This window comes from Arthrobacter globiformis, assembly GCF_003261175.1.
Lineage (GTDB): Bacteria > Actinomycetota > Actinomycetes > Actinomycetales > Micrococcaceae > Arthrobacter > Arthrobacter globiformis_A.
Genome location: NZ_QLNP01000089.1, coordinates 29,212 through 54,449, shown reverse-complemented (window position 1 = coordinate 54,449; position 25,238 = coordinate 29,212). Strand labels below are relative to the sequence as shown.

Here is a 25,238-nt window from a genome sequence, read left to right as displayed (position 1 = left end):
CATGACCAAAAGCGCCGACACGCACTGCCCTTACTGCGCCTTGCAGTGCGCCATGACGCTCAAGTCCCCGGCGGCTCCGGCCGCTACGGGCCTGACCCCGGCTGTGCAGCCGGGGTCAGGCCCCGTGCCGGCCGCGCCGGCCCTTGAAGTGAGCGGACGTGACTTCCCCACCAACCGCGGCGGCCTTTGCCGCAAGGGGTGGACGTCCGCATCGCTCCTGCAGCACCCCGGACGCGTCACCGAGCCCATGTTCAAGGGGCCCGACGGCGTCTTCCGCCCCATCTCCTGGGACGAGGCCCTGGGCCGCGTCACCGCCGCCGTCAAGGACGCCCGTGCCAGGCACGGCGCGGACTCCGTCGGTGTGTTCGGCGGCGGCGGCCTCACCAACGAGAAGGCGTACCAGCTGGGCAAGTTCGCCCGTCTCGCGCTGGGCACCTCGCGGATCGACTACAACGGCCGGTTCTGCATGTCGTCGGCGGCTGCCGCGGGCATGCGGGCCTTCGGCCTGGACCGCGGGCTGCCCTTCCCGCTGGAGGCACTGGACACCGCCAGCACCATCCTGATGCTCGGCTCCAACGTCGCCGAGACCATGCCACCGTTCGTCCAGCACCTGCAGGGCGTCCGCGACGCCGGCGGCCTCATCGTGGTGGACCCTCGGCGCTCCGCCACAGCCAAGTTCACCTCCGACGGCGGCGGGCTGCACCTGCAGCCCCTGCCGGGCACCGACCTCACCCTGCTGCTGGGCCTCTCCCACGTGGTGATCCACGAAGGCCTCCTCGACGCCGACTACGTCCAGGCGCGCACCACCGGCTTCGACGCCGTGGTCCGGTCCGTCAACGCCTACTGGCCGGAGCGGGTCCAGTCCGTCACCGGCGTACCCGCCGACCTCATCCGCGAGACGGCCCGGCGGCTGGCCGCCGGTGCGCGCCGGGGCGGCAGCTACATCCTGACCGGACGCGGCGTGGAGCAGCACGTGGACGGCACCGACACCGCCACGGCGGCCATCAACCTCAGCCTCCTGCTGGGCCTGCCCGGCAGCGCCCGCAGCGGCTACGGCACCCTCACCGGCCAGGGCAACGGCCAGGGCGGCCGCGAGCACGGCCAGAAGGCCGACCAGCTGCCCGGCTACCGCAAGATCACCGACCCCGCCGCCCGGGCTCACATGGCCTCGGTCTGGGGCGTGGACGAGTCCCTCATCCCCGGCCCCGGCCTGCCGGCGGTGCAGCTGCTCAAGTCACTGGGACAGCCCGACGGCGTCCGCTGCCTTTTCGTCCACGCCTCCAACATCGCGGTCGCCTCGCCGGACGCCAACGCCGTCATCCGCGGGCTCCGCAGCCTGGACTTCCTGGTCGTCTGCGACTTCTTCATGTCCGAGACCGCAGCCGAGGCCGACCTGGTCCTGCCAGTGCTGCAGTGGGCCGAGGAGGAAGGGACCCTGACCAACCTCGAAGGCCGCGTCCTCCGCCGCCGCCAGGCGATCCAGCCACCCGCCGGTGCCCGCAGCGAGCTCTGGATCATGGCCCGGCTGGCCGAGGCACTCGACGCACCGTCCACCTACAGCGACGATCCGGAGACAGTCTTCGAGGAACTGCGCCTGGCCTCTGCCGGCGGCGCAGCCGACTACTCGGGCATCGACTACGCCATGCTGGACAGCGGCGCGGCCGCGTACTGGCCCTACCCCGCCGGCAGCACCGGAACTCCTCGGATGTTTGTGGACGGCTTTGCCCACCCGGACGGCAAGGCAGTCATGACCCCGGTGGCACCCCGCCGCCGTCGTACTTCCATGGCGCATCCGGACCCGGCCGCCAAGCCCATGACCCTCATCACCGGCCGGCTGCTGGAGCACTACCAGTCCGGCGCCCAGACACGGCGGGTGGCCGAGCTCCTGGCCGCCCAGCCCGAAGCCAGAATCCAGATCCATCCGGCCGCCGCGGCGGCCATGGGCATCACGGACGGAGCAGAGGTCTCGGTGGCTAACGAGCGCGGCGAGGTGGTCTGCCGGGCCGAGCTCAGCACCGCCATCCGCCCCGAAACCGTCTTCCTGCCGTTCCACTTTCCCGAACTGGAGAGCGCGAACCGGCTGACGGAAGCGGCCACGGATCCTATCTCGGGGATGCCCGAATTCAAGTTCAACAAAGTGTGGGTCCGGCTGGCAGTTGCCACCCCGATCACCAGTCTTCTTCAGACAGCGGAGGCCTCATGAGCGAGCAGATTGTAATTGTCGGATTCGGTCCGGTGGCCGCACGGCTGGTCGACGAACTGCTGCCTGCACTGCGCGCCGGGCAGGTGGGGCTGACGGTCATCGGCCAGGAAGCCGAGGCCGCGTACAACCGGGTGCTGGTGGCCGACCTCGGCGTTGGCCGCACCACCCCCGAGGCGCTGGCCCTGGCCGATGCCGCAGCGCTGGTGGCCGACGGCGTGGACGTCCGGCTGGGCGTGAAGGTCCGGCGCGTGGACCGCGCGCGGCAGTCCGTAATCCTCTCCGACGGCACTCCGGCCCACTACGACCGGCTGGTCTTCGCCACCGGCTCCCGTCCCGTGATCCCCAACCTCACGGGGCTGAACCCGGACCCTGCCGCTCCCGTGCTTCCGCCGGGAGTCACCGCGCTCCGCGACCTCCGCGACGCCGAGGTGCTGCGCCAGGCGGTGGCTGGCCGCAAGCGCGTTGTGGTGCTGGGCGGCGGCGTGCTGGGGCTTGAGACGGCCCTCGCGGCTGCAGAGGAAGGCGCCACGGTCACGGTGGTGCACAACGGCCCCCATCCGCTGGGCCGGAACATCGACCGCGGCGGCGGCACCGTGCTGTCCGCCAGCCTGCGCAACTGCGGCGTCCGGATGGCCGGCAATGCCCGGTCCACGGGCGTTGAGCACAACGCGCCCGACGGCGGGTTCTCGGCACTGCTGCTCGACGACGGATCGGCGATCGACGGCGACCTGCTGGTCCTGTCCTGCGGCGTCCGCCCGCGCATTGAGCTCGCCGAGGGTTGCGGCCTCTCCACCGGGACAGGCATCCTGGTGGACCACCGGCTGCGCGCCCACCACGAGCCGCACATCTTCGCCATCGGCGACTGCGCCGAGGTCCGCTGCCCGGATCCTGCCTGCATCGAGTGCCGTACGGCGCGCGGACCGTCCGGCCTGGTAGGTCCCGGCTGGCGGCAGGCCGAATGGCTGGCCGAATACCTCCTGCTCCTGTCCGAAGGTGCGGCGGAGGACGTCGATTCGCTGCCCCAGCTCCCCCAGGAAAAGCCCGGTGTGGTCGTGCTGAAGGCCCGCGGCATGAACATGGCCGTGGCCGGTGACAACTCCGCGGATCCCTGGGATGAGGAAGTCCTGACCGCCGGCGCCGTCAACGGCAGGCCGCGGCTGCAGATCGCCCAGTGGGCCGACCCCGAGCACGGGCGCTACGTCAAGATGACCACCCGCGGCGGTGTGCTGGAGGGCCTGGTCAGCGTGGGCATGCCGCGCACCGCGGGAGAGCTGGTGCAGCTCTTCGAACGCGGCGCCGAACTGCCCACGGACAGGTCCCTGCTCCTGCGCCTCGACGGACCCGACCAGCTGGCGTCCGCGGGTGCCTCCAACAACCCCGAGAGCACGGTATGCCGCTGCGCCGGCGTCAGCGGCGGCAAGATCGCCGAAGCCGTGACCGGCGGCTGCTCCACGGTGGCCGAGGTCTCCGCTTCCACCCGTGCCGGCACTGGCTGCGGCGGCTGCCACGAGGACATCAAGGGACTGATCGAAAAGCACTTTCAGGGGGCGGCCGCGTGAAAGCTGACTGCCGGGTGACCGGGCCTGGCCTTCTTTGAGCTGCCGCGTCACACAAATCGGGGGTGCTGTTGCTGGCCGGTAGCATCGGGAGCATGAATGCCGACGAAGACGACGACATCACCGAAGAACTGCTGGCCGACTCCGAGAAGCTCACCGGCCTGAGCCTCGAGCTCCTGGGGCTGGACCCGCATCCCGACGACATGACCGCCGAACAGCGGCTCCAGTTCGACCCCGAGGACCTGGCGGAGATGGCCTCCGCCGGCGCCGACGACCGGGAGCGGTCCGGGCGCCAGACGCGGCTGCTGGCGGGCCTGCTGTGGAATTCGTCCAGCATCCTGATCGACCAGTTGTTCCGCGATCTGGGCACCCTGAACGAGCTGGAGGCGGTCACGCCTGAGGCCATCGCCGGAACGTCCGTGCTGTCGTCGCTGCCCCCGCAGTTCGCTTCCAACTATGATGCGGCGTTCACGCAGCGGTTCATTGTGGTGGCAGCGGACATCACCGCGTCCCTTGCCCGCGGCTGGGCCGCTCCCGGCTGTCTCGCTGGCGAGCTCGCTGTCCATTGCCTGCTCGACCAGGCCAGGATCACCGAGGACATTTACGAACTGGACCTGCCCGAGGAGTGGCGGGCCATCGTTGAGGAGGTTCTGCTGGAGGACGCAGACTCAGCAATCCTGTACACGGACGGCACCAGCGAACAGGGTGCTGGCAAGCTGGATATTCGGCACTGGTTCGAGCCATTCACGCCAGGCGACGCCGTTCCTCCCTACGCCTGTTCCTGAGTCGCCGCCAGTTACCTGAGTCCGTGCCCGGCCTGGGTTGCCGTGATGTTGAAGGAACCGTCCAGCTTCACTGTGGCCCGCGAGCCGTCAGCCTTCGTGATGTGTGCTTCGTAGACTGCGCCCTCGGCGTCGGTCTCAACCCGGTGGACCGTCGCGCCGGGGTTGGCCGCCAGCAACGCGTTCTTCACCCGGGTGGCGGTGGTCCCCGTCAGCAGCTGCTCGGTAATCCCGTTGGCCTGGTGGCCACCTTTGGCGGAGTCCGTGCTGGACTGGCTTCCGGCGCTGCTGGTGGCCGAAGAAAGAATGGGATAGCCCATGGCGAGGTAGGCGCCGCCGCCCACGAGGGCCGCGACGAGGGCGGTGTTGATTGCGGCTTTCTGAACAGTGATCATGGCATGCTCCTGGCTTCCGCGGTCCGACCGTCCGGAAGTACTCTCCGCTTGGCTGACCGCTCGTGATCGGTCTGTCGTGGCCCGGTGCCGCCAACCCCGGGATCGACAGTCTGAATTTTACTCAGCTCTGCCGGTGGCGACTAGGAGCTGGCCGCCATTCACAGGATGTGCCTCCGGGGCCGGGACAGCCCGGCCAGCGGGACAGGCCCGACCAGCCGGCGCCGCTTAGATGTGCACGTGCAGCCGGCGTGCAGCCTCGGAGATGGAGCCGCTCAGCGACGGGTACACCGTGAAGGTGCTGGCGACGTCGTCGACGTGCAGTTTCTGCTTCACCGCGATGGAGATGGCGAAGATCAGCTCGGACGCGTTGGCGCCCACCACCACGCCGCCGATCACTGTCCCGGATCCCTTGCGGGCGAAGATCTTGACGAAGCCGTCCTTGACGTTGCGCATCTTGGCGCGGGCGTTGCTCTTTAGGGACAGCTTGATAATGTCGCCCTGGTACTTGCCGGACTCGATCTCCGCCTCGGACACGCCCACCGACGCGATCTCGGGCGAGGTGAAGATGTTGGACGCCACCTGGTGCAGCTTGATGGGGGTCACCTGATCGCCCAGGAAGTGCGCAATCGCGATCCGGCCCTGCATGGCCGCGACGGAGGCGAGGGCCAGGACGCCGGTGCAGTCGCCGGCGGCGTAGATGTTCGGGGCGGTGGTGCGGGATACGCCGTCGACCTTGATGTGGCCGCTTTCGGTCAGTGCGACGCCGGCCTCCTCCAGGCCGATGCCGGCCGTGTTGGGAATGGAGCCCACGCAGACCAGGCAGTGGCTGCCCGTGACCTTGGAGCCGTCACCGAGGGTGACCACCACGCCGTCGTCCGTCCGTTCCACCGTCTCGGCCCGCGAACGGGACAGCACCTTCACGCCGCGGCGTTCGAAAACCTCTTCCAGCACCTCGGCGGCGTCCGTGTCGGAACCCGGAAGCACGCGGTCGCGGCTGGAGATCAGGGTGACCTTCGAGCCCAGGCCGTTGTAGGCGGAGGCGAACTCGGCGCCGGTCACGCCGGAACCCACCACGATCAGTTCCTCCGGCAGTTCGTCCAGGTTGTAGATCTGCGCCCAGTTCAGGATCCGTTCGCCGTCCGGCCGCGCCGTGGGCAGTTCCCGCGGGTGCGCCCCGACGGTCAGCAGGATGGCGTCCGCCTCAACGGTTTCGGTTCCGTCAGCCGTCAGGACCTCGATGGTGTGGTTGTCCACCAGTTTGCCGGAGCCGTTCAGGATCCGGACGTTCTGGTGCTCCAGGCCGGTCTGGATGTCGGCGGACTGCTGGCGGGCGAGGCCGAGCAGGCGGTCGTTGATGTGCTTGAGGTCCGCCCGCATGACCGGCACGAAGTCCCCGCCGTCGACGTCGAACTTGACCCCCAGCTCGCCGGCACCGCCGACGCGGGTCATCAGGTCCGCCGTCGCGATCAGCGTCTTGGACGGCACGACGTCGGTCAGCACCGCAGAGCCGCCGAGGCCTGCCCGCTCGATGATGGTGACTTGAGCTCCCAGCGAGGCGGCCACCATGGCGGCTTCGTAGCCGCCCGGACCTCCGCCGAGAATTGCGATTCGGGGGGCGCTGAAATCAGGATGCATAGTCACAAGATGCCATTCTCCTGCATCCGGCGCCGGACCACCAATCTTCCGGGGCTGGCCGGGCAGCCTGCAAGGGCGCGTTTCTGCTGCCCGCACCAGCTCCGGCACGGTAGCTTGGACCGGGTGAGTACAACAGAATTCCCGGACACGGATCCCTTCAAGGCAGCGCGGACGGCGGCGGACTACATCGCGTCGGAGACCGGCGTCGCAACGCATGACATCGCCCTGGTCCTGGGCTCGGGCTGGGCCGAGGCCGCCGACCTCATCGGCGAAACCACCGCGACGCTGGCGGCTTCGGAGGTCCCGGGCTTTTCGGCTCCCGCCGTGGCCGGACACGTGGGCACCATCCGGTCCGTGCTGACCCGTGAAGGCAAGCGCGCACTCGTCTTGGGCGCCCGCACCCATTACTACGAGGGCAAGGGCGTCCGGGCCGTGGCCCACGGCGTGCGCACCGCGGCCGCTGCCGGCTGCGGCACCCTGGTGATCACCAACGGCTGCGGCGGGCTGAACGAAGACTGGGCACCCGGCACCCCCGTACTCATCAAAGATCACATCAACCTCACCGCGGCGTCCCCGCTCGAGGGCGCCACCTTCGTGGATCTGACCGATCTGTACTCCTCGCGGATCCGGGATTTGGCCCGCGAGGTGGACCCGACCCTGGGCGAAGGTGTCTACGCCCAGTTCACCGGCCCGCACTACGAGACGCCGGCCGAGGTGCAGTACGCCAAGCGCATCGGCGCCGACCTGGTGGGCATGTCGACGGCGCTGGAGGCCATCGCTGCGCGGCACGCCGGCATGGAGGTCTTCGGCATCTCGCTGGTCACCAACCTCGCGGCCGGCATCAGCCCGACGCCGCTGAGCCATGAGGAAGTGCTCGAAGCCGGACACGCTGCGGGGCCTCGCATCTCCAAGCTCCTCGCGGAGATTATCGGCCGGCTCTAAACCAGCCCTTCTAGTCCCGCGCGCCGTTTGCGGCAAGGAGTTGGGCGAGCGAGCTGGCCCGAGCCTCGGGGAACCGCCGCGCCAGGGACTGCGCAATGCCTGCAACAGTCTGCCGCGCGAGTTCGGTCCGCCAGGCCAGCTCCGCCTGGCGCATGGACTGGGAAATGGTGCAGCTGCGGAAGTAGTCATCGTCCGCATCACCGCCGGGACAGTTCGCCAGGATGCCGTCGCAGCGGAAGGCCAGGTCCCGCCCTTCGATGGCCAGCACCACGTCCAGCACCGAGATCCGGTCAGGCCGCCGCGCCAACTGGAACCCGCCCCTGGGGCCGGACACGGACTGCAGGACGCCTGCCCGCACCAGGCACTGAAGCTGCTTGTTCAGGTATGCCGGCGGCAGCTTATACAGCTCGGCAAGCCGGCCGCTGCTGATAGGTTCGCCGGCTGGCGCCCAAGCCATGTCTACGCAGCAGTGGAGGGCCCACTCCACCCCCTGGTTCAACTTCACAACCAAGACAGTACGTGTCCAGAATCTCCTGTCAAGAAGCGCTCCAGCCGCCACGGACCTGTGAGGTTGTGACCGGTCACTAGCCCCGTCCGGCACCGCTCCGCCGCACTTTGACGATAGTTTGGATGCCATGACGTCTTCCGAAGCCGATCTGCAGCTGCTCAACGACGCCCGTGCCTGGGCCGCCCAGGATCCGGATCCCCGTACCGCGGCAACGCTGACCGAGCTCGTGAAGCTCACCGAGGCCGGCACGCCCGCCGCCCGGCAGGACCTTGAAGACAGCTTCCGGGGAACGCTGCAGTTCGGAACGGCGGGCCTGCGTGCCGCCCTGGGCCCGGGGCCGAACCGGATGAACCGCGTCGTGGTCCGCCGCGCAGCGGCGGGCTTCGCCAATTTTCTGGTCCGGGCGGTGGCGGAGGCTGTGCCCGGAACACGGCCACGCGCCGTCGTCGGCTACGACGCCCGCTACAACTCTGACATTTTCGCGACCGAGACGGCGGCCGTGTTCACTGCGGCGGGCATCGAGACATTCCTGATGCCGGCTCCCCTGCCGACGCCGCTGCTCGCGTATGCGGTCCGGGCGCTGGAGTGCGACGGCGGCGTGATGGTCACAGCCAGCCACAACCCCCCGCAGGATAACGGCTACAAGGTGTACCTCGGCCGGCATGCGGTGGAGGAAAGCGGCCGGGGCGCGCAGATCGTGGCGCCGTACGACGCCCTGATCGCCACCGAAATCAGCAAGGCGGGCGACCTTGCCTCCATCCCCTTGGCCCAGGACGGCTGGACGGTGCTCGACGACGGGATCGTCCAGGACTACGGGGCCGCCACGGCAGGGCTGGCCGACCGCGTGCTCTTCCCGGCTCGGGACCTGAAGATTGTCCTGACACCGTTGCACGGCGTCGGCGGAGCGACGGCTGTCTCCGTTCTGGAGGCAGCCGGATTCACCGACGTGACGCTGGTCAGCGAACAGGCGGAGCCGGACCCGGACTTCCCCACCGTCAGTTTTCCCAACCCTGAGGAAACGGGCGCCCTGGATCTGGCCCTGGGTGAGGCGATGCAGGCGGACGCAGACATCGTTCTGGCCAACGACCCGGACGCAGACCGTGCCGCGGTGGCCGCGAAGGACCCGGACACGGGTGCGTGGCGGATGCTGCGGGGCGATGAGGTGGGCGCCCTTCTGGGAGCGCACGTCGTGGCGCGCCTGGCCGCCTCTAAGGCGGACGCAACCGGAGCGGACCCCACTGGAGCGGACGCTGCCGGAGTGGAGGCGGCCGGCGGTGTGTTCGCCAATTCGATTGTTTCGTCGCGGCTGCTTTCACGCATCGCCGCCGCAGCAGGGTACGCGCATGAGGAAACGCTGACCGGGTTCAAGTGGATTTCCCGGGTGCCGGGCCTCGTCTACGGCTATGAGGAGGCGCTGGGTTACTGCGTTGCTCCGGACCTGGTCCGTGACAAGGACGGACTGTCCGCCGCGGTGCTGATCGCGGAATTGGCGGCCGCAGCCAAGGCCGAGGGCAGGACGATCTTCGACACCCTGGACGAGCTGTACCTGGTGCACGGGCTCCACGCGAGTGACCAGCTGAGCATCCGCGTGGCTGACCTCGGCCTGCTGGATGCCATGATGAACCGGCTGCGCGTGAACCCGCCCGAATCGTTTGGCGGGTCGGCCGTGGAGTCATTCGTGGATCTGGCCGAAGGCAGCGAACAGCTGCCTCCGACCGACGGGCTGCTCTATGTAACCCGCGACCTCAGCCGCGTGATCATCCGGCCGAGCGGCACGGAGCCGAAACTGAAGTGCTACCTGGAGGTCATCCAGAGCGTCGGCTCGGCCGCTGAACTGCCCGAAGCCCGGCTGGCAGCGAGGGCCGCGCTGGACCAGGTGCTGACTGACGTGCGCGAGGCCCTGGGCCTGTAGGCGGCCCCGACCCTTCAAAGGGCTGCGGCTCATTACGGGCGGGCCGCCGGGAGCTTGAGTCTTAGAGCTCAACCTCGATGAAGCCGTCCACGATGCGCGTGCTGAAGGCGGGCAGGCGCAGCTCCCCGTTTCCAAAGCATTCACCCGTCTCGAGGTCGTAGACCTCCTTGTGCAGCGGCGAGGCGATGGTGGGGCGCATGCCGCGTGATCCGAGGATGCCGCGCGCCATAACGAAGGCGCCGGTGGCCGGGTCCTCCTGCGCCACGGCGAAAACCTCACCGGGGCCTGTGCGGAACAGGGCCACCTGCCGGCCGGCCACGAGTGCCGCTTCCCCCCAGGCCAGTTCCAGGTCCTCCACCGCGCAGACGCGGTGCCAGCCTGCCGCATATCCGGTGGCGAGATCCTCAAGTTCCAGTGTTGCCGTCATGTCCGGCTCCTCTCCCTTTGCGTGCTTTCCGGCGGCGGGCCGGTCCTGCGAGGCGCGTGTTTGCGCCTAGTGCTGCCGCCGCTGCGGCCGTATTCCAAAGCTAGGGTGACGGTGTTTCGACGGGGTGCGGTCAATGTGTCAAGAACGTAAAAGACACCTCACATGGCCCGAAACAAGCCCGTGATGCAGAAGTTAAGTTCACGAAACAATTGGGAAACTGAAGCGAAACTGCGGCTCCCTAGGCTGGACGCACAAGCTGCAGAGCACCGTCTGCGGCCCAGCGAAAGGCCCACAGTGACCGAACAGACTTCAACCTCATCGACTCCGCGCCGCATTGTGGTCGCCGGCGGCGGCCCTGCAGCCCACCGTTTTGCCGATGCCATGCATGCCCGTGGCCTCGAAGGCTGGCATGTCACTGTCCTCACTGAAGAAGCCCACCTCCCCTATGACCGGGTGGCGCTCTCCAAGGCCCTCACCGACATGGACTACGACCTCACCCTGGGCGAGGCTGCCATGTGGGACCACCCCTCCGTGGACCTGAAGACCGGCGAGCGCGTGGTCAAGATCAATGCCGAGGCCAAGACGGTGGAAACCGCTGCCGGCAACACCTTCGAATACGACGAACTGGTGGTGGCCACCGGTTCGAATGCCGCCCGCCTGCCGATCCCGGGCGCCGAGCTCACCCACGTGTACCGCACGCTTGAAGACGTCTGGGCCATCAACAAGGCCATCGCCGAACTGACGGAAAAGCTCGGCCGCAAGGTTAAAGCGGTCACCATCGGCGGCGGCCTCCTAGGGCTCGAATCGGCCGCCGGCACGGAGCAGCTGGGCGCCACGCCGATCGTCATCGACGGTTCGCAGTGGCTGATGGCCACGCAGCTCGACGAAGGAGCGGGCCAGGCAATGGGCCGGCTCATCAAGGCCAAGGGCTTTGAAGTCCACGGCGGTGTCTTCCCGTCGGAGGTCCTATCCGACGACGAGGGCCAGGTCACGGGTGTCCTCATGGCCGACGGCCGCACCATCGATGCCGACATGGTGATCGTTGCCATCGGCGTCCGGCCCCGCGACGAACTCTTCCGCGCAGCCGAGGGCGAGGAACAGGTGTTCAGCCTGGGCCAGCGCGGCGGCGTGGTCATCAACGATTACTGCGCCACCGAGGTGCCGGGTATCTGGGCCATTGGTGAAGTAGCCAACTTCGGCGGCATGTGCCTGGGCCTCGTTGCCCCCGCCAACACCATGGCCGAGATCGTGGCGGACCGCCTGCACGGCGGGGATGCGACCTTCCCCGGCTTCGACACCGCCACCAAGCTGAAGCTGTCCGGCGTGGATGTCGCCAGCTTCGGCGACGCCTTCGCCAAGACCGAGCACGCCCTCGAGATCGTCTACGCCGACCCCGCCCGCGGCGTCTACCAAAAGATCGTCACCACGGATGACGCCAAGACCCTGTTGGGCGGCATCTTCGTGGGTGACGCCTCACCGTACATGAGCCTGCGTCCGCTCCTGGGCCGCGAACTTCCCGCCGAGCCCGGAGCGTTCCTCAGCGCGGCGGGCGGCGGCGACGCCCCCGAAACCGAGCTGCCGGACGACGCCACCCTGTGCTCCTGCAACAACGTGACCGCCGGAACCATCCGCGACGCGATCAACGGCTGCGGCGCCTGCGACGGCAACGCCCCGGTCCAGGAACTCGGTGAGCTGAAGGGCTGCACCCGCGCCGGCACCCAGTGCGGTTCCTGCGTGCCCATGCTCAAGAAGCTGCTGGAAACCGAACTGACCAAGTCCGGCGTCGAGGTCTCCAAGGCCCTCTGCGAGCACATCGAACTGTCCCGCCAGGAACTGTTCGACGCCATCCGCGTCCTGGAACTGACCTCCTTCGAGGAGATCATGGCCAAGTACGGCACCGGCGCGGGCTGCGACATCTGCAAGCCGACCATCGGCAACATCCTCGCCAGCCAGAACAGCGCCTACGTGCTGGACGCCGGCCGCGGCACCCTGCAGGACACCAACGACCGCGCCCTGGCAAACATGCAGAAGGACGGCACCTACTCGGTGGTCCCCCGCATCGCCGGCGGCGAGATCACCCCGAAGAAGCTCGGCGTCATCGCCGCCGTCGCCGAAAAGTACAACCTGTACACCAAGATCACCGGCGGCCAGCGCATCGACATGTTCGGTGCCCGGCTGGAGGAGCTCCCGGAAATCTGGAAGGAACTTGTGGACGCCGGCTTCGAATCCGGCCAGGCCTACGGCAAGAGCCTGCGCACGGTAAAGTCCTGCGTCGGTTCCACCTGGTGCCGCTTCGGCGTCCAGGACTCGGTGGCCATGGCCATCCAGCTCGAGCTCCGCTACCGCGGCCTCCGCAGCCCGCACAAGCTCAAAATGGGCGTCTCCGGATGTGCCCGCGAATGCGCCGAGGCCCGCGGCAAGGACGTCGGCGTGATCGCCACCGCGGACGGCTGGAACCTGTACGTCGGCGGCAACGGCGGTGCCACCCCGGCCCACGCCCAGCTGCTGGCGAAGGACCTCGATGACGAAACCCTGATCAAGTACATCGACCGCTACTTCATGTACTACATCCGCACTGCCGACCGCCTGCAGCGCACCGCACGCTGGCAGGAAGAGCTCGACGGCGGCATCAAGCACGTCGAGGACGTGGTGGTCAAGGACACCCTGGGCATCGCCGAGGACCTCGAGGCAGCCATGGCCAAGCACGTCGACACCTACATCGACGAGTGGGCAGACACCCTGAAGGACCCCGAGCGCCTCCGCCGGTTCCGCTCCTTCGTCAATGCCCCTGACCAGAAGGACGATTCGATCACCTTCGTCCCGGACGAGCGCGGCCAGATGCGCCCGGCAACAGCCGAGGAGAAGGCGCTGGCCGTTCAGCAGCCAGTCCTGATCGGCGCTTCCATTCCCCTGCGGCCCCGCGATGAGAATGAGGTATAGGCATGCAGCTCAGCATTGATCTCACCGGCCGCGACATCCTGGTCACCGGCTCGGATTTCGCCGCCCGCCAGGCCGTCCGCCGCTACGAGGCAGCCGGCGCGGTCGTCTCCCGCCTCAGCACCCCGCAGGGTGCCGGGCACGACGGCCCCCTCCCCGAGCGTCCGTTCCTCGTCGCGGCGGTCGACGACGGCCAGACCGGCTGGGAGCCGCTGCTGGACCGTTGCCGCGCCGCCGGCATTCCGGTGGCGGCCGAGCCGGCCGCCGGCCGGTCCGGCCACGTCACGCTCGTTGGCGGCGGCCCGGGCACCGTCGAGTTGCTGACCGTGGCGGCCGTCAAGGCCCTGCGCGATGCCGACGTCGTGTTCTACGACCGGCTGGCCCCGTACCAGGAGCTGGCGTCCCTCACCTCCGCCGAGCTCGTCGACGTCGGAAAGCGCCCGGGACACCACAAGGTGAGCCAGGGCGACATCGAAAAGCTCATGGTCGCTTCCGCGTTGGAAGGCAACAACGTGGTGCGCCTCAAGGGCGGCGACCCCTACGTCTTCGGCCGCGGCGGGGAGGAAGTTGCCTCCTGCGTCGCCGCCGGCGTTCCCGTCCGGGTGATTTCGGGCGTGACCAGCGCCATCTCCGTGCCCGCTGCCGCCGGCATCCCCGTGACGCACCGTGAAGTCAGCCACATGTTCACCGTCGTGTCCGGCCACGCGCCGCTCACCGAGAAGGAACTGACGCACCTGGCCGGCTTGGGCGGAACCATCGTGGTGCTGATGGGCATCGGCACGCTGCACCACCTCGCCGCCGGCCTTCGCCGCGCCGGGATGCGCGCCGACATGCCCATGGCCGTGGTGGAGCGCGGCTACCGGCCGGGCCAGAAGACCACCATCGCGGAACTGGGCAATATCGCAACTGCCGCCGCCGGCTGCAGCAACCCCGCCGTCCTGGTGATCGGCGAGGTGGTGCGGGTGGCTGAGGCCAACCGCGGGCATGCCGAGGCCGAGGCGGAACTCGACCGTCTGGCGGCCTCGCTGCTGGGTTCGTGATAGGCATGAACGCAATGAATGTACTAGCCCCCACTGAAACATCACCCGCCGAGACCCCGCCCGCCGGGCCCGCGCTCACCGAAACCGCTCCGGAGGCGGCGGCCGAGGCCCCGTTGGAGGGTTTCCGGATCGGCGTGACGTCCCACCGCCGTTCGCGGGACCTCATCGAGGCCCTGGAACGCCGCGGCGCCGAGGTCCTGCACGCCCCGGCACTGAAGATCGCCCCCGTGAACGAGGACATCAGCCTCATCGAGGACACCAAGACGATCATCGCGGCCAAGCCCGACCTCTGCATCGCAACCACCGCCTACGGCATGCGCCGCTGGTGCGAGGCGGCGGACGCTTCGGGGATCGGTGAGGAGCTGCTGGAAACCCTGGCCGCCTGCCGGATGTTCGTCCGTGGGCCCAAGGCCCGCGGCGCCGTGCGCGCGGCCGGCCTGGCCGACGTCGGGATCAGCAGCGACGAAACCACCGCAACACTGGTGGACATGCTGCTGGCCGAGGGCGTGCGCGGCAAGACCGTGGCCGTGCAGCTGCACGGCTACACGGATGTCCGCCAGCTGGAACGGCTGCGGATGTCCGGTGCCACCGTCCTGACCGTGACCCCGTACCGCTGGGTCAAGCCCGACGGCGCCGACCGGCTCCCCCGCCTGATCGAGGCAGCGTGCAGCGGCAACCTGGACGTCCTCACCTTCACGAGTGCCCCCGCCGTGGACGCCATGTGGAGCACGGCCCACGAGATGGGGCTGTACAAGCAGCTCGTGGAGAGCCTGAAGACCACGGTGACAACCGCCGTCGTTGGTCCGGTGACGGCGCAGCCGCTGCTGGACGCTGGCATCACCCCGCTGGTGCCGGAACGGTTCCGGATGGGCGCGCTGATCAGGCTGGTGTGCGAGCACCTCGCGCTGAACCATGTGCGACGCCTCGACACGCGGTCCGGAAATGTGGAACTGCGCGGCCGGTCGCTGCGCATTGACGGCGAGCCTGTGGAGATTGCCCCGGCACCGCTGCTGCTGCTCCGCGCGCTCCTGGGCGCCGGCGGTGCGGTCCTTTCCCGGGAGTCCCTGTCCGAGCTGCTGGAACTGCGCGGCTCGGTGCACGCGCTGGACATGACGGTCAGCCGGCTGCGGTCTTCCCTGCCCGACGGCAAGCTCGTGGAAACAGTAGTGAAGCGCGGCTACCGCATCCGCGTCTAGCCCTATTACAGCAACGGGGGCCCACGCCCGCAGGGTTCCCTGGCCGAGCTTGCGAGGCTAGGGTGCGGGCGGGGAGGGTCACTTAGCGCCCAATAAGGCCCTCCGATTGGGCTGTAAGTGACCCCGCGTTGCCTTGTCACCGTGGAGTCACCGCGGTGTGACCCACGCCATTACCGGTCCGTAAATACTGGCGAACGGGCCGAGAAGAACAGGCAACACCAGGGAAACACCCGCGAAAAACGTTCCCCCTAGGCTGGGTCCCATCAGCACAACAGGGCCCAGATCGGCCCGCCTGGTGCAGCTTTCGAAAGGGCCAGCACATGTCCGCTCCGGCACAGTTTCCGTCCACCGCCACCCCTGCCGCCAAGATCGTTATCGCCGGGGCAGGCCCGGCAGCCCAGGCCCTCGTGGCCCAGCTGGCCGCCGCACAGTTCCCCGGAACCGTCACGGTGCTGAGCAGCCGCGACGACGCCCCCGAGGACCTGCTGGAACTGGCCGCCCTGCCGTTCGTCACAGTGCGCTTCGGCCAGCCCGCCAGCCACATCGACGCCGCCGCCAGGGTGGTCACCACCGCCGACGGCCTGGAGTTCGGCTACGACCAGCTGGTCATCGCCACCGGCTCGGCCCCGGTGGACTCCCCTGTCGACGGCGCCGGCCGCTGCCTCAGCTACTCCACCATCGATGACGCCGCGAAGATCGGCCACGCCGTCAAGGAAGTCACCCGGGTGCTCGGCCGCAGGCCGCTGGGCATTCTGGTGGGCACGGGTCCCGCCGCCGGGCAGGCCGAAGCGGTACTCCGCGCCCGCGGCGTCCGGCCGGTCCGCACCACTGCCCGGCCCGTCGCCGTCGTGCCGACGCTTGCTGGCTCTGTGCTGCCGGCTGCCGGTGTCGTGTTCGAGGACGGCAGCAGCATGAGCGGCGACCTGGTGGTCCTCGCCGAGGACCGCACACCCCAGGACGGTCTGGCTGCCGCCGCGGGCGTGATGACGGCGGCGTCCGGAGGGATCGTCGTCGGCCGCGACTTCCGCACGTCCGTGCCGGGCATCTGGGCCGTCGGGGACGCGGCAGCGTTCGACGGCGTGCGGCTGGGTCTGCTGGTGGCGTCCGGGTCAGCTGCCGGCGTCTGCGCGGCCGAGCTCATGGCGGCACTTACCGTCGGGCAACTGGCCACCGCTGCCTAGCTTTCCTGCTGTGGCAGGATGGTTCGCAAGGGCGCCGCGACACCCGGGGCGCCTCCGGCCAAAGGCCCATGGAAAGGACCAGCATGAGCAACGAAGCCAGCACGGGCACCGCGACCAGCCCCACAGGATCTGCCGGGGAAGGCCGCGGGGCGCAGGGCATCGCTTCCTTCATCGACCACACGCTGCTGAAGCCGGAGGCCAGCGAGGCGGACATCCTCAAGGTGTGCGCCGAGGCCGCCGAGTACAGGTTCAAGTCGGTGTGCGTGAACCCGGTGTGGGTCAAGACGGTGAAGACGGCGCTCAAGGGTACCGGCGTGCTCACGTGTTCCGTGGTGGGTTTCCCGCTGGGCGCCACGCCCGGCGACGTCAAGGCGTTCGAGGCCCGCGGGGCCGTGCTGGACGGCGCCGACGAAGTGGACATGGTCATCGACATCGCTGCGGCCAGGGCCTCGGACAAGGGCGCCCTGGTGGACGACATCAAGGCTGTCGCCGAAGCCGTCCACCAGGGCGAGGCCATCCTCAAGGTCATCATCGAGACTGCCCTGCTCAGCGATGACCAGAAGGTCCTGGCCTGCGAAGCGGCCGTGGAGGCCGGCGCCGACTTCGTCAAGACCTCAACGGGCTTCAACGGCGGCGGCGCCACGGTCGAGGATGTGGCCCTCATGCGGCGAACCGTGGGCCCGGACCTGGGCGTCAAGGCCTCCGGCGGCGTGCGCTCGCTCGAGGACGCACAGGCTATGATTGCTGCAGGTGCAACACGTATTGGCGCCAGCTCCGGTATTGCAATCGTCAACGGCGAACAGGGTTCGTCTGCGTACTGACCGGCGGCAGCCACAGTTTGAGCCCCGCGGGGCCGAGGAGGAATGAATGTCCAGCAAGATTGACCAGCAGGTAAAGACGCCCCAGAACGAGAACACCCTGGTTGGCAGCATCGTTCTTTTTGTGGTCTTCATGGCCCTGTTCCTGGGTTCCATCTACTCGCTGTCCTTCCTGTCCCTGGAGAACCCGTGGCCGATGGCCGTGTGCCTTGGCCTGTTCGCCCTTGCGTTCTGGATCCCGCAGACCATCACCGGCCGCTCGGATTCCGCCGGCGAATACTAAACGCCACGCAGACTTTGAAGCTGAAGCCCCGGAATGTTCCGGGGCTTCAGCTTTTTAACCTGTGAATCACGGCAGTCCTGTGTGTCAGGGCGGCCGGCCTCGGGGCAGCCCGCGGTCAGGTTAGTCCGAGCAGGCTGCTGGCCAGCCGGCTGGCCAGGGCCAGCGCCGCAGGGAAATGGGTGCCGGCCAGCGACCAGGCCGCCAAGCACATTCCCACCATCGCGTAGCCGCTCACCGGGATCAGCACCAGCCACTCCCGCCGTGACCCGGCCCGGCCCAGCAGCGGGATGGAGAAGGCGCCGTTGGGCCGCCAGAAGTTCCGCAACACCCACAAACGGCGCAGGAACCGTGGCGGCTTGACCACCAGCGGCCAGAGCAGCGGAACACCGCCGGTGGTCACCATGTCCCCCACAATGTGGACCACGACGCCGATCAGCATGGACATGGGCAGCCACGTCCACTGGTGCGGTGCAAACCACGTCACCAGGCCGGCCATGACCAGGGCGAAGATCCAGTTGCTGATCCACCCGGACTTCGGAAACAGCTTCAGCGCCTTGGCCGCGATGTTGATCATGAACATGCACAGCAGCCCGGCGCCGACGGACAGCACGCCCCACGGAGTGTCAAGCTGGATCTGCGCCGCCACCGCGGCGAGCAGCACGAACATGGCCGCCCCCAGCACCGAATGCGTGCCCTGCCGGTGGCCGCCGCTGGCATTCTCGATGCCCACGGCGATCATGTTGGACAGCGGCGGCAGCGAGTGCGCCACGGTGCTGGAGCGGTGGTCCCAGTCGCACACGAGGGCGGTGCCCGCCGTCGCCATGCCGCCGATCAGCACGCCGGTGGCGTCCAGCGGATACCAGCCCAGGGTGTACGGCCCCGTCGAGGCAATAGCCACCCACGCCGCGGCCCCTGACGCGGCGTGGTGTCCTCCCATCACGGCTAGCCCTTCGTGGCTTCGAGCGGGACCGGAGCGTCGGAGAAAATGTTGCGGATGACGCCGTCGGCCCATGCGAGGATTTCGGCGTCCTGCAGGTCGCGGCCGCCGATCCTTGCGGTTTTCGGCTTGGGGATGAGGACGGCGTCGAGGGCGGGCTTGGACTGCGCGCCCGGGTACATGCGGTTGAGCCGCATGGTCTTCGATTCGGGAAGCTGCGCCGGGGAGAACTTGATGAAGTTTCCCTGCAGGGCGACGTCGGAGAGCCCGGCTTCGCGGGCGCCCACCCGGAAGCGCGCGACGGCGACGAGGTTCTGGGCGGGCAGCGGCGGCTCGCCGTAGCGGTCCACGAGCTCGGCGAGGACCTCGTCGATGGCCTCGTTGGTGATGGCCGACGCCAGCTTCCGGTAGGCCTCCAGCCGCAGCCGCTCCCCCGGCACGTAGTCGTGCGGCAGGTGCGCGTTGACGGGCAGCTCGATCTTCATCTCGGCCGCCTTCTCCTCGGCTTCACCGCGGTACTCGGCCACGGCCTCGCCCACCAGCCTGATGTAGAGGTCGAAGCCGACGCCCTGGATGTGGCCGGACTGTTCACCGCCCAGCAGGTTGCCGGCGCCGCGGATTTCCAGGTCCTTCATGGCCAGCTGCATGCCCGCGCCGAGCTCGTTGTGGGTGGCCACGGCCTTCAGCCGTTCCAGGGCCACCTCGCCCAAAGGCTTTTCGGAGGGGTAGAGGAAGTAGGCGTAGGCGCGTTCGCGTCCGCGGCCGACGCGTCCGCGCAGCTGGTGGAGCTGCGACAGGCCGTACTTGTCCGCGCCGTCCACAATCAGGGTATTGGCGTTGGAGATGTCCAGGCCGGTTTCGATGATGGTGGTGCACACGAGGACGTCGAAACGCTTCTCCCAGAAGTCCACGATCATCTGTTCCAGGCGGCTCTCGGACATCTTGCCGTGCGCCACCTCCACCCTGGCCTCGGGGACGAGTTCGCGGATTTTGGCCGCGGTCTTTTCAATCGTGGACACGCGGTTGTGGACGAGGAACACCTGGCCCTCGCGCATCAGTTCGCGGCGGATGGCCGCGGACGTCTGCTTGTCCGTGTAAGGCCCCACGTAGGTGAGCACGGGGTGGCGCTCCTCCGGCGGGGTGGCCAGCGTGGAGGTTTCTCGGATGCCGGTCAGGGACATCTCCAAGGTGCGCGGAATCGGGGTGGCGCTCATGGCCAGGACATCGACGTTGGTGCGCATCTTCTTCAGCGCTTCCTTGTGCTCGACGCCGAAACGCTGCTCCTCGTCCACGATCACCAGGCCGAGGTCCTTGAACTCGAAGTCCTTGGACAGCAGCCGGTGCGTGCCGATCACCACGTCCACGGAGCCGTTCTTCACGCCCTCGGCGGTTTCCTTGGCTTCCTTGGACGCCTGGAACCGGGACAGCGGCTTGACGCGCAGCGGGAAGCCGGAGAACCGCTCGGTGAACGTCTCATAGTGCTGCTGCGCGAGCAGGGTGGTTGGCACCAGCACGGCCACCTGCTTGCCGTCCTGCACCGCCTTGAAGGCTGCGCGGACGGCGATCTCGGTCTTGCCGTAGCCGACGTCGCCGGACACCAGCCGGTCCATGGGGATCTCCCGCTCCATGTCGGCCTTGACCTCGTTGATGGTGGTGAGCTGGTCCGGGGTTTCCACATACGGGAAGGCCTCCTCCAGCTCGCGCTGCCACGGCGTGTCCGGCGCGAAAGCATGGCCGCGAGAGGCCATCCGGGCTGAGTAGAGCCGGATGAGCTCGCCGGCGATTTCCTTGACCGCCCGGCGCGCCTTGGACTTGGTGCTGGCCCAGTCCGCGCCGCCCATCTTGCTGAGCACGGGGGTGTCGCCGCCGACGTAGCGGGTCACCTGGTCCAGCTGGTCGGTGGGTACGAACAGCCTGTCCCCCGGCGCCCCGCGCTTGGACGGCGCGTACTCCAGCACCAGGTACTCGCGGACGCCGTCGCCGCCACCCGCCACCTTCCGCTGGATCAGCTCCACGAACCGGCCGATGCCGTGCTGTTCATGGACCACGAAGTCGCCAGCCACCAGCTGCAGCGGATCCACGGCGTTCCGCCGCTTGGACGGCATGCGGCGCATGTCTTTCGTGGAGCCTGCGGAGGTACGGCCCAGCAAATCAGCCTCGGTCAGGAGACCGAGTTTCAGTCCGTCCAGGACAAACCCGCGTCCGACGGCGGCAGTGGTCACCTCGATGATCCCCGCCTGGGGTTCGTGGTCCAGTGTGTCCACCCGCGCGCAGGGGATGTCCGCGTCGTGGAACAGTTCGGCCAGGCGCTGCGCGGGGCCCGGGCCTTCGGTGGCCACCACGATCCGCCACTGGTCCCGCACGTGCGAGCCGATAAAGTCCATCATTTCCGCCACGTCGCCCTGGTAGCCGCGCGGTTCCCGGGCGTGCAGGTTGAGCACGTCAATGTCCGGCGTCAGTTCCTCGTCCGTGGCCAGCGACGTGATGGACCACCAGGACACCTCGTTGCCAAGGGCCGCGGAGCGGGTCTCGGCCAGGGAACGGAAGCTGGCGGAGTGCAGGGCTGCCGAGGCCTGCGAGCTAAGATCCAGCGGCGCGGTCCCGCCGTCGGAGGCCGTGGACCAGGCCGCTTCCAGGAACTCCTCGTTGGTGGCCGCGAGGTCGTGGGCGCGGGTGCGGACTTTCTCCGGTTCGATGATCACCGAGATGGAACCCGCGGGCAGCTGTTCCATGAACGGGACCATGGCGTCCACGAGGACGGGCGCCAGGGATTCCATGCCTTCCACGGCAATGCCGCCGGCGATCTTCTCCAGCATGTCGGCAGCAGCGGGCAGCTGGGACTTCAGGGTGGCAGCCCGGGACATGACCGACGGCGTGATGAGGATTTCCCGGCACGGCGGGGCGTGGAGTTCGGTGGGGTGGTGCACGCCGGGGGCTGACAGCGAGCGCTGGTCGGCGACGGCGAACCAGCGCATCTGGTCCACCTCGTCGCCGAAGAACTCCACCCGGATGGGGTGGTCCTCGGTGGGCGGGAACACGTCGAGGATGCCGCCGCGGACGGCGAATTCGCCACGGTGCGTGACCATGTCCACGCGGGAGTAGGCGGCGGCCGCAAGGTTCCGGATCACGTCATTGAACGGGACCTCCTGGCCGACCTTCAGCGTCACCGGAACCAGTTCCCCCAGGCCGGCCACGATCGGCTGGACCACGGCCCGGACCGGGGCCACCACCACACGGAGCGGGCCTGCCGCGTTTTCCGGGTGGGCTGCGCCATCAGGGTGCATTGCGCTGTCACGGTGGGCTGCGTCTTCAGGATGCGCCAGGCGCCGCAGGACCGACAGGCGGCGGCCCACCGTGTCCGAACGCGGGGAGAGCCGCTCATGCGGGAGGGTTTCCCAGCTGGGGAACTCGGCCACGGCGTTGGCCGGCAGGTAGGCGCGGAGCGCGGCGGCAAGATCCTCGGCCTCGCGTCCCGTGGCGGTGACGGCCATGACCACCCCCGGCGCGGTGTGATCCGCGGCGGCGCCGTCGTTTTCTGCTGTCTTCAGCAGGCCGTCCGCCATCTCCGCCAGGAGCACGGGCCGCAAACCTGCGGGGGCGCTGATCTGGTAGTCCTCGCTGCGGCCGCTGAAGCTCCGTGCCGCCTCGGCCTGCACCCGGGCGAACGTCCTGTCCGTCTGAAGGGCGCGACGCAGGCCCTCGAGGGGCAGGCCGTTGGAGGACTGGCCGGTGGGGCGCCGGCCTTGGCGGCTCTGGCCTTTGGAGCTCATGGGCAGGATCTCCTGGAATCTCATTCGAACGCAGGCAACACGAAAAGCCGAGATTCTTGCGAATGCCGGGGCTTCCAGCCTACCCCTGCGGGCACGCGCGCGGCATCCGGGCCGCGGGCGCCGCATTGGTAAGCTTGCTGAGCAGGTGAAATTCAGCACATCCTGAAGTCCAGCACAGCCATGCCGCCGCCCCAAGGAGACTCGCGTGAGCGACCAAACCGGAAATGACAGCAGCGGAATTGACAGCGGCACTGGGGGAACGGCAAACGCCGGCGACGGCCCCGAAGTGCGGACAGCGGACGCCCGGGCAGAAGAGGCCCGGACAGTGCTTGTCACCGGCGCCACTGGGTACATCGGCGGGCGGCTGGTCCCCCGACTGCTGGACGCCGGCCACCGCGTCAAGGTGCTGGTCCGGTCCCCGGAGAAAATCGCCGGCGTTCCGTGGTTCGATGACGTCGAGGTGGTCCGCAGCAGCCTCGACGACTCCGCGGCGCTGGAGGAAGCCCTGCAGGGCGTGGACGTGCTGTATTACCTGGTCCACTCCATGGCGGCGGGCTCCGGTTTCGAGGCCAAGGAAAAAGCCATGGCAGAGCTTGTGGCGGGTGCCGCAGCAACTGCCTCCGTCCGGCGGATCGTTTATCTGGGCGGCCTGCACCCGCGTAACACGGCACTGTCAACGCACATGCGCTCCCGGGAGGCGGTGGGTGAGGTATTTCTCTCCGGCCCGGTGGACGCCATCGTGTTCCAGGCCGGGGTGGTGATCGGCTCCGGCTCGGCGTCGTTCGAGATGATCCGCCACCTCGCCGAAACCCTGCCCCTCATGCCGGCGCCCAGCTGGGTCCGCAACCGGATCGAGGCCATCGCCGTCCGGGACGTGCTCTACTACCTGGTCGGAGCCGCCGCACTGGCGGAACCACTCAACCGCACCTTCGACATCGGCTGCCGGGACGTCCTGACGTACGCCGGGATGATGAAGGAGTACGCGGCCGAGGCAGGCCTGCCGGCTCGGCCGGTCCTGGCACTTCCAGTGCCGGCGCCCAGGCTGGCCGGACTGTGGGTTGCCCTCGTGACTCCGATTCCGCTGTCCATGTCCGTGCCGCTGGTCCAGTCGCTCCAGCACGATGCCGTCTCGGCCGAACATGACATCGACACCTACATCAAGCAGCCCGACGGCGGTCTCACCGGCTACCGCGGGGCCGTGGCCCTGGCGCTCGGCAAGGAACGCGACGGCCAGGTGGAAACCACCTGGGCCAACGCCGGAGCGGACGCCGACCCGCTGCCGAGCGACCCGGGCTGGGCCGGGCACCGGGTGTATGTCGACGAGCGGACCTTTGCCAGCGATGTGGACGTGGCACATGTGTGGACGGTCATCGAGGGGATCGGCGGCCGCAACGGCTGGTACTCGCTCCCACTGGCGTGGAGCGTACGCGGCTGGCTGGACAAGCTCTCGGGCGGAGCGGGCCTGCTCCGGGGCCGGCGGCATCCGCACCATCTGGTGGCCGGCGAGGTGGTGGACTGGTGGCGCGTTGAGCGGATCGAGCGCGGCCGCCTGCTCCGCCTGCGGGCAGAAATGCGCGCGCCGGGACGCGCCTGGCTGGAGCTCTGCGTGGAGCCCGACGGCACGGGAAGCCTTTACCGCCAGCGGGCGATCTTCTTCCCCAAAGGACTCAGCGGGCGGCTCTACTGGCTGGCTGTTCTGCCGTTCCACAGCATCATCTTCCCGGCCATGTCCCGCAACATCACCGCGGCGGCCCGGAGGCTGTCCGCCGAGGAGAAAACGCGTGGCGCAGAGCCCGATGCCCGACGTACCGGTGCCGGGGAAGCGCAGCCAACCCCGTAGGATGTGGTGAGCAAAAAGCGTTCTGACCCCACAACGACGGAGGATCAATGGCACTGAGTGCTTCCACCACCCTTCCCCACGGCGTCGACAGCGTCACCGCAGTCTTCGCGAACGAGGACTTCCAGCGCCACACCAGCGAATACGTCGGCGGCACCCTCGAGTCCTTCACCGTCGCAGGCGACATCGCCGGGGAATTCAGCACCACGTCGGTGCGCACCCTGCCCACCACGCGCCTGCCGGAAATCGCCCGCAAGTTCGTCGGCGAAAGCCTGAAGGTGACCCAGGTGGAAAACTGGGACGCCCCCGCAGCCGACGGCTCGCGCCAGAGCACCATCTCCCTGAAGATCGCCGGCGCGCCGATCGACGTGGCCGCGGTGCAGCGTCTCGTGGCGGACGGCAGCAGCACGCGGATTGAACTTGAAGGCAACGTCACGTCCTCCGTGCCGTTCCTGGGCGGCAAGATTGCCGACGCCGCCGAGCCTATGGTGGGCAAGGCACTGAACATCCAGTCGCAGCAGGCCCAGGCCTGGCTCGAAAGCCACTAGGCCCGTGGACGTCGCTGCCTTCCTTGCCCTGGTCCTGATCGTTTCGGGCGTGTGGTCCCTGGTGGTGTGGCCGCAGTTCCTGCGCCGCGTCATGAAGGACCCGCGGGCACGGGACGCCGCCGGCAAGGCCACGAAGTTCCTCACCGTCCACGTGGTCCTGGTGACGGTGTCCATGGTGCTGGGTGCCGCGACGGCCGCCATCGGAATCGCGGCGCTCGTCAGCTGACGGCGCGCTGGTTGAGCTTGTCGTAACCTGGTTTGGACAAGCTCAACCAGCGGTCAGATAAGCTGGGTACACATGGTGCGCCGGGAAGTCTGGTCGGCAAGTAAT

20 protein-coding genes are annotated in these 25,238 nt (G+C 68.6%); 14 read left to right on the top strand and 6 right to left on the bottom strand.

Annotation, left to right across the window (positions count from 1 at the left end):
- The first annotated feature begins 1 nt into the window (after position 1).
- The 3 genes from DBZ45_RS14190 to DBZ45_RS14180 all read left to right on the top strand — a co-directional run bounded on the left by DBZ45_RS14190 (position 2) and on the right by DBZ45_RS14180 (position 4,544).
- Positions 2–2,203 (top strand): molybdopterin oxidoreductase family protein, encoded by a 2,202-nt coding sequence (locus DBZ45_RS14190; protein ID WP_111904526.1) that lies wholly within the window; start codon positions 2–4, stop codon positions 2,201–2,203.
- Positions 2,200–3,762 (top strand): FAD-dependent oxidoreductase, encoded by a 1,563-nt coding sequence (locus tag DBZ45_RS14185; protein WP_111904525.1) that lies wholly within the window; start codon positions 2,200–2,202, stop codon positions 3,760–3,762. The genes DBZ45_RS14190 and DBZ45_RS14185 overlap by 4 nt, the downstream gene beginning before the upstream one ends.
- Positions 3,763–3,854: 92 nt before the next feature.
- Positions 3,855–4,544, top strand: a complete 690-nt coding sequence (locus tag DBZ45_RS14180; RefSeq protein WP_111904524.1) for a hypothetical protein — start codon at positions 3,855–3,857, stop codon at positions 4,542–4,544.
- Between the two features lie 11 nt (positions 4,545–4,555).
- Here the strand turns inward: DBZ45_RS14180 and DBZ45_RS14175 are convergent, their stop codons facing one another.
- Both DBZ45_RS14175 and DBZ45_RS14170 read right to left on the bottom strand, forming a co-directional pair.
- Positions 4,556–4,936 (bottom strand): hypothetical protein, encoded by a 381-nt coding sequence (locus DBZ45_RS14175; protein WP_111904523.1) that lies wholly within the window; start codon positions 4,934–4,936, stop codon positions 4,556–4,558.
- A 225-nt stretch (positions 4,937–5,161) separates the two neighbouring features.
- A complete protein-coding gene (locus tag DBZ45_RS14170) occupies positions 5,162–6,577 on the bottom strand; it encodes an NAD(P)H-quinone dehydrogenase (RefSeq protein WP_111904522.1) in 1,416 nt (471 codons plus the stop codon).
- A gap of 117 nt (positions 6,578–6,694) precedes the next feature.
- Here DBZ45_RS14170 and DBZ45_RS14165 point away from each other — a divergent pair, with 117 nt between their 5' ends.
- On the top strand, positions 6,695–7,513 hold the full coding sequence (locus tag DBZ45_RS14165; RefSeq protein WP_111904587.1) for a purine-nucleoside phosphorylase: 819 nt from the start codon (positions 6,695–6,697) through the stop codon (positions 7,511–7,513).
- A 10-nt stretch (positions 7,514–7,523) separates the two neighbouring features.
- Here DBZ45_RS14165 and DBZ45_RS14160 read toward each other — a convergent pair whose 3' ends face one another.
- On the bottom strand, positions 7,524–8,018 hold the full coding sequence (locus tag DBZ45_RS14160; RefSeq protein ID WP_111904586.1) for an RrF2 family transcriptional regulator: 495 nt from the start codon (positions 8,016–8,018) through the stop codon (positions 7,524–7,526).
- 130 nt (positions 8,019–8,148) lie between these two features.
- Between DBZ45_RS14160 and DBZ45_RS14155 the strand changes: the two genes are divergently transcribed.
- Positions 8,149–9,933 (top strand): phospho-sugar mutase, encoded by a 1,785-nt coding sequence (locus tag DBZ45_RS14155; protein ID WP_111904521.1) that lies wholly within the window; start codon positions 8,149–8,151, stop codon positions 9,931–9,933.
- A gap of 61 nt (positions 9,934–9,994) precedes the next feature.
- Here the strand turns inward: DBZ45_RS14155 and nirD are convergent, their stop codons facing one another.
- On the bottom strand, positions 9,995–10,360 hold the full coding sequence (gene nirD, locus DBZ45_RS14150) for a nitrite reductase small subunit NirD (RefSeq protein WP_111904520.1): 366 nt from the start codon (positions 10,358–10,360) through the stop codon (positions 9,995–9,997).
- A gap of 294 nt (positions 10,361–10,654) precedes the next feature.
- Here nirD and nirB point away from each other — a divergent pair, with 294 nt between their 5' ends.
- The 6 genes from nirB to DBZ45_RS14120 all read left to right on the top strand — a co-directional run bounded on the left by nirB (position 10,655) and on the right by DBZ45_RS14120 (position 17,815).
- Entirely contained in the window at positions 10,655–13,300 is a 2,646-nt protein-coding gene (nirB, locus tag DBZ45_RS14145) for a nitrite reductase large subunit NirB (RefSeq protein ID WP_111904519.1), read from the top strand.
- A gap of 2 nt (positions 13,301–13,302) precedes the next feature.
- Positions 13,303–14,337 carry a uroporphyrinogen-III C-methyltransferase gene (cobA, locus tag DBZ45_RS14140; RefSeq protein ID WP_111904518.1) on the top strand — a complete coding sequence of 345 codons (1,035 nt, stop codon included), beginning with the start codon at positions 13,303–13,305 and terminating at the stop codon, positions 14,335–14,337.
- 14 nt (positions 14,338–14,351) lie between these two features.
- Positions 14,352–15,533: a uroporphyrinogen-III synthase gene (locus DBZ45_RS14135; RefSeq protein ID WP_111904517.1), complete on the top strand. Its 1,182-nt coding sequence runs from the start codon at positions 14,352–14,354 to the stop codon at positions 15,531–15,533.
- Positions 15,534–15,853: 320 nt separating this feature from the next.
- Positions 15,854–16,714 carry an FAD-dependent oxidoreductase gene (locus DBZ45_RS14130; protein ID WP_111904516.1) on the top strand — a complete coding sequence of 287 codons (861 nt, stop codon included), beginning with the start codon at positions 15,854–15,856 and terminating at the stop codon, positions 16,712–16,714.
- Between the two features lie 83 nt (positions 16,715–16,797).
- Positions 16,798–17,535 carry a deoxyribose-phosphate aldolase gene (gene deoC, locus DBZ45_RS14125; protein ID WP_190243142.1) on the top strand — a complete coding sequence of 246 codons (738 nt, stop codon included), beginning with the start codon at positions 16,798–16,800 and terminating at the stop codon, positions 17,533–17,535.
- A gap of 46 nt (positions 17,536–17,581) precedes the next feature.
- Complete coding sequence (locus tag DBZ45_RS14120; protein ID WP_111904515.1) at positions 17,582–17,815, top strand: hypothetical protein; 234 nt, start codon at positions 17,582–17,584, stop codon at positions 17,813–17,815.
- Between the two features lie 115 nt (positions 17,816–17,930).
- On the opposite strand, the gene DBZ45_RS14115 is transcribed toward DBZ45_RS14120, so the two are convergent.
- Both DBZ45_RS14115 and mfd read right to left on the bottom strand, forming a co-directional pair.
- Positions 17,931–18,752, bottom strand: a complete 822-nt coding sequence (locus DBZ45_RS14115; protein ID WP_111904584.1) for a metal-dependent hydrolase — start codon at positions 18,750–18,752, stop codon at positions 17,931–17,933.
- 5 nt (positions 18,753–18,757) lie between these two features.
- On the bottom strand, positions 18,758–22,522 hold the full coding sequence (gene mfd / locus DBZ45_RS14110) for a transcription-repair coupling factor (RefSeq protein ID WP_190243141.1): 3,765 nt from the start codon (positions 22,520–22,522) through the stop codon (positions 18,758–18,760).
- 286 nt (positions 22,523–22,808) lie between these two features.
- Between mfd and DBZ45_RS14105 the strand changes: the two genes are divergently transcribed.
- Genes DBZ45_RS14105 through DBZ45_RS14095 form a run of 3 tightly spaced genes read left to right on the top strand, consistent with a single transcriptional unit; the run spans position 22,809 to position 25,133 of the window.
- Positions 22,809–24,362 (top strand): SDR family oxidoreductase, encoded by a 1,554-nt coding sequence (locus DBZ45_RS14105; RefSeq protein ID WP_111904582.1) that lies wholly within the window; start codon positions 22,809–22,811, stop codon positions 24,360–24,362.
- A gap of 47 nt (positions 24,363–24,409) precedes the next feature.
- Positions 24,410–24,907 (top strand): DUF2505 domain-containing protein, encoded by a 498-nt coding sequence (locus tag DBZ45_RS14100; RefSeq protein WP_111904514.1) that lies wholly within the window; start codon positions 24,410–24,412, stop codon positions 24,905–24,907.
- A gap of 4 nt (positions 24,908–24,911) precedes the next feature.
- A complete protein-coding gene (locus DBZ45_RS14095) occupies positions 24,912–25,133 on the top strand; it encodes an SCO4848 family membrane protein (RefSeq protein ID WP_111904513.1) in 222 nt (73 codons plus the stop codon).
- The last annotated feature ends 105 nt before the right edge of the window (positions 25,134–25,238 follow it).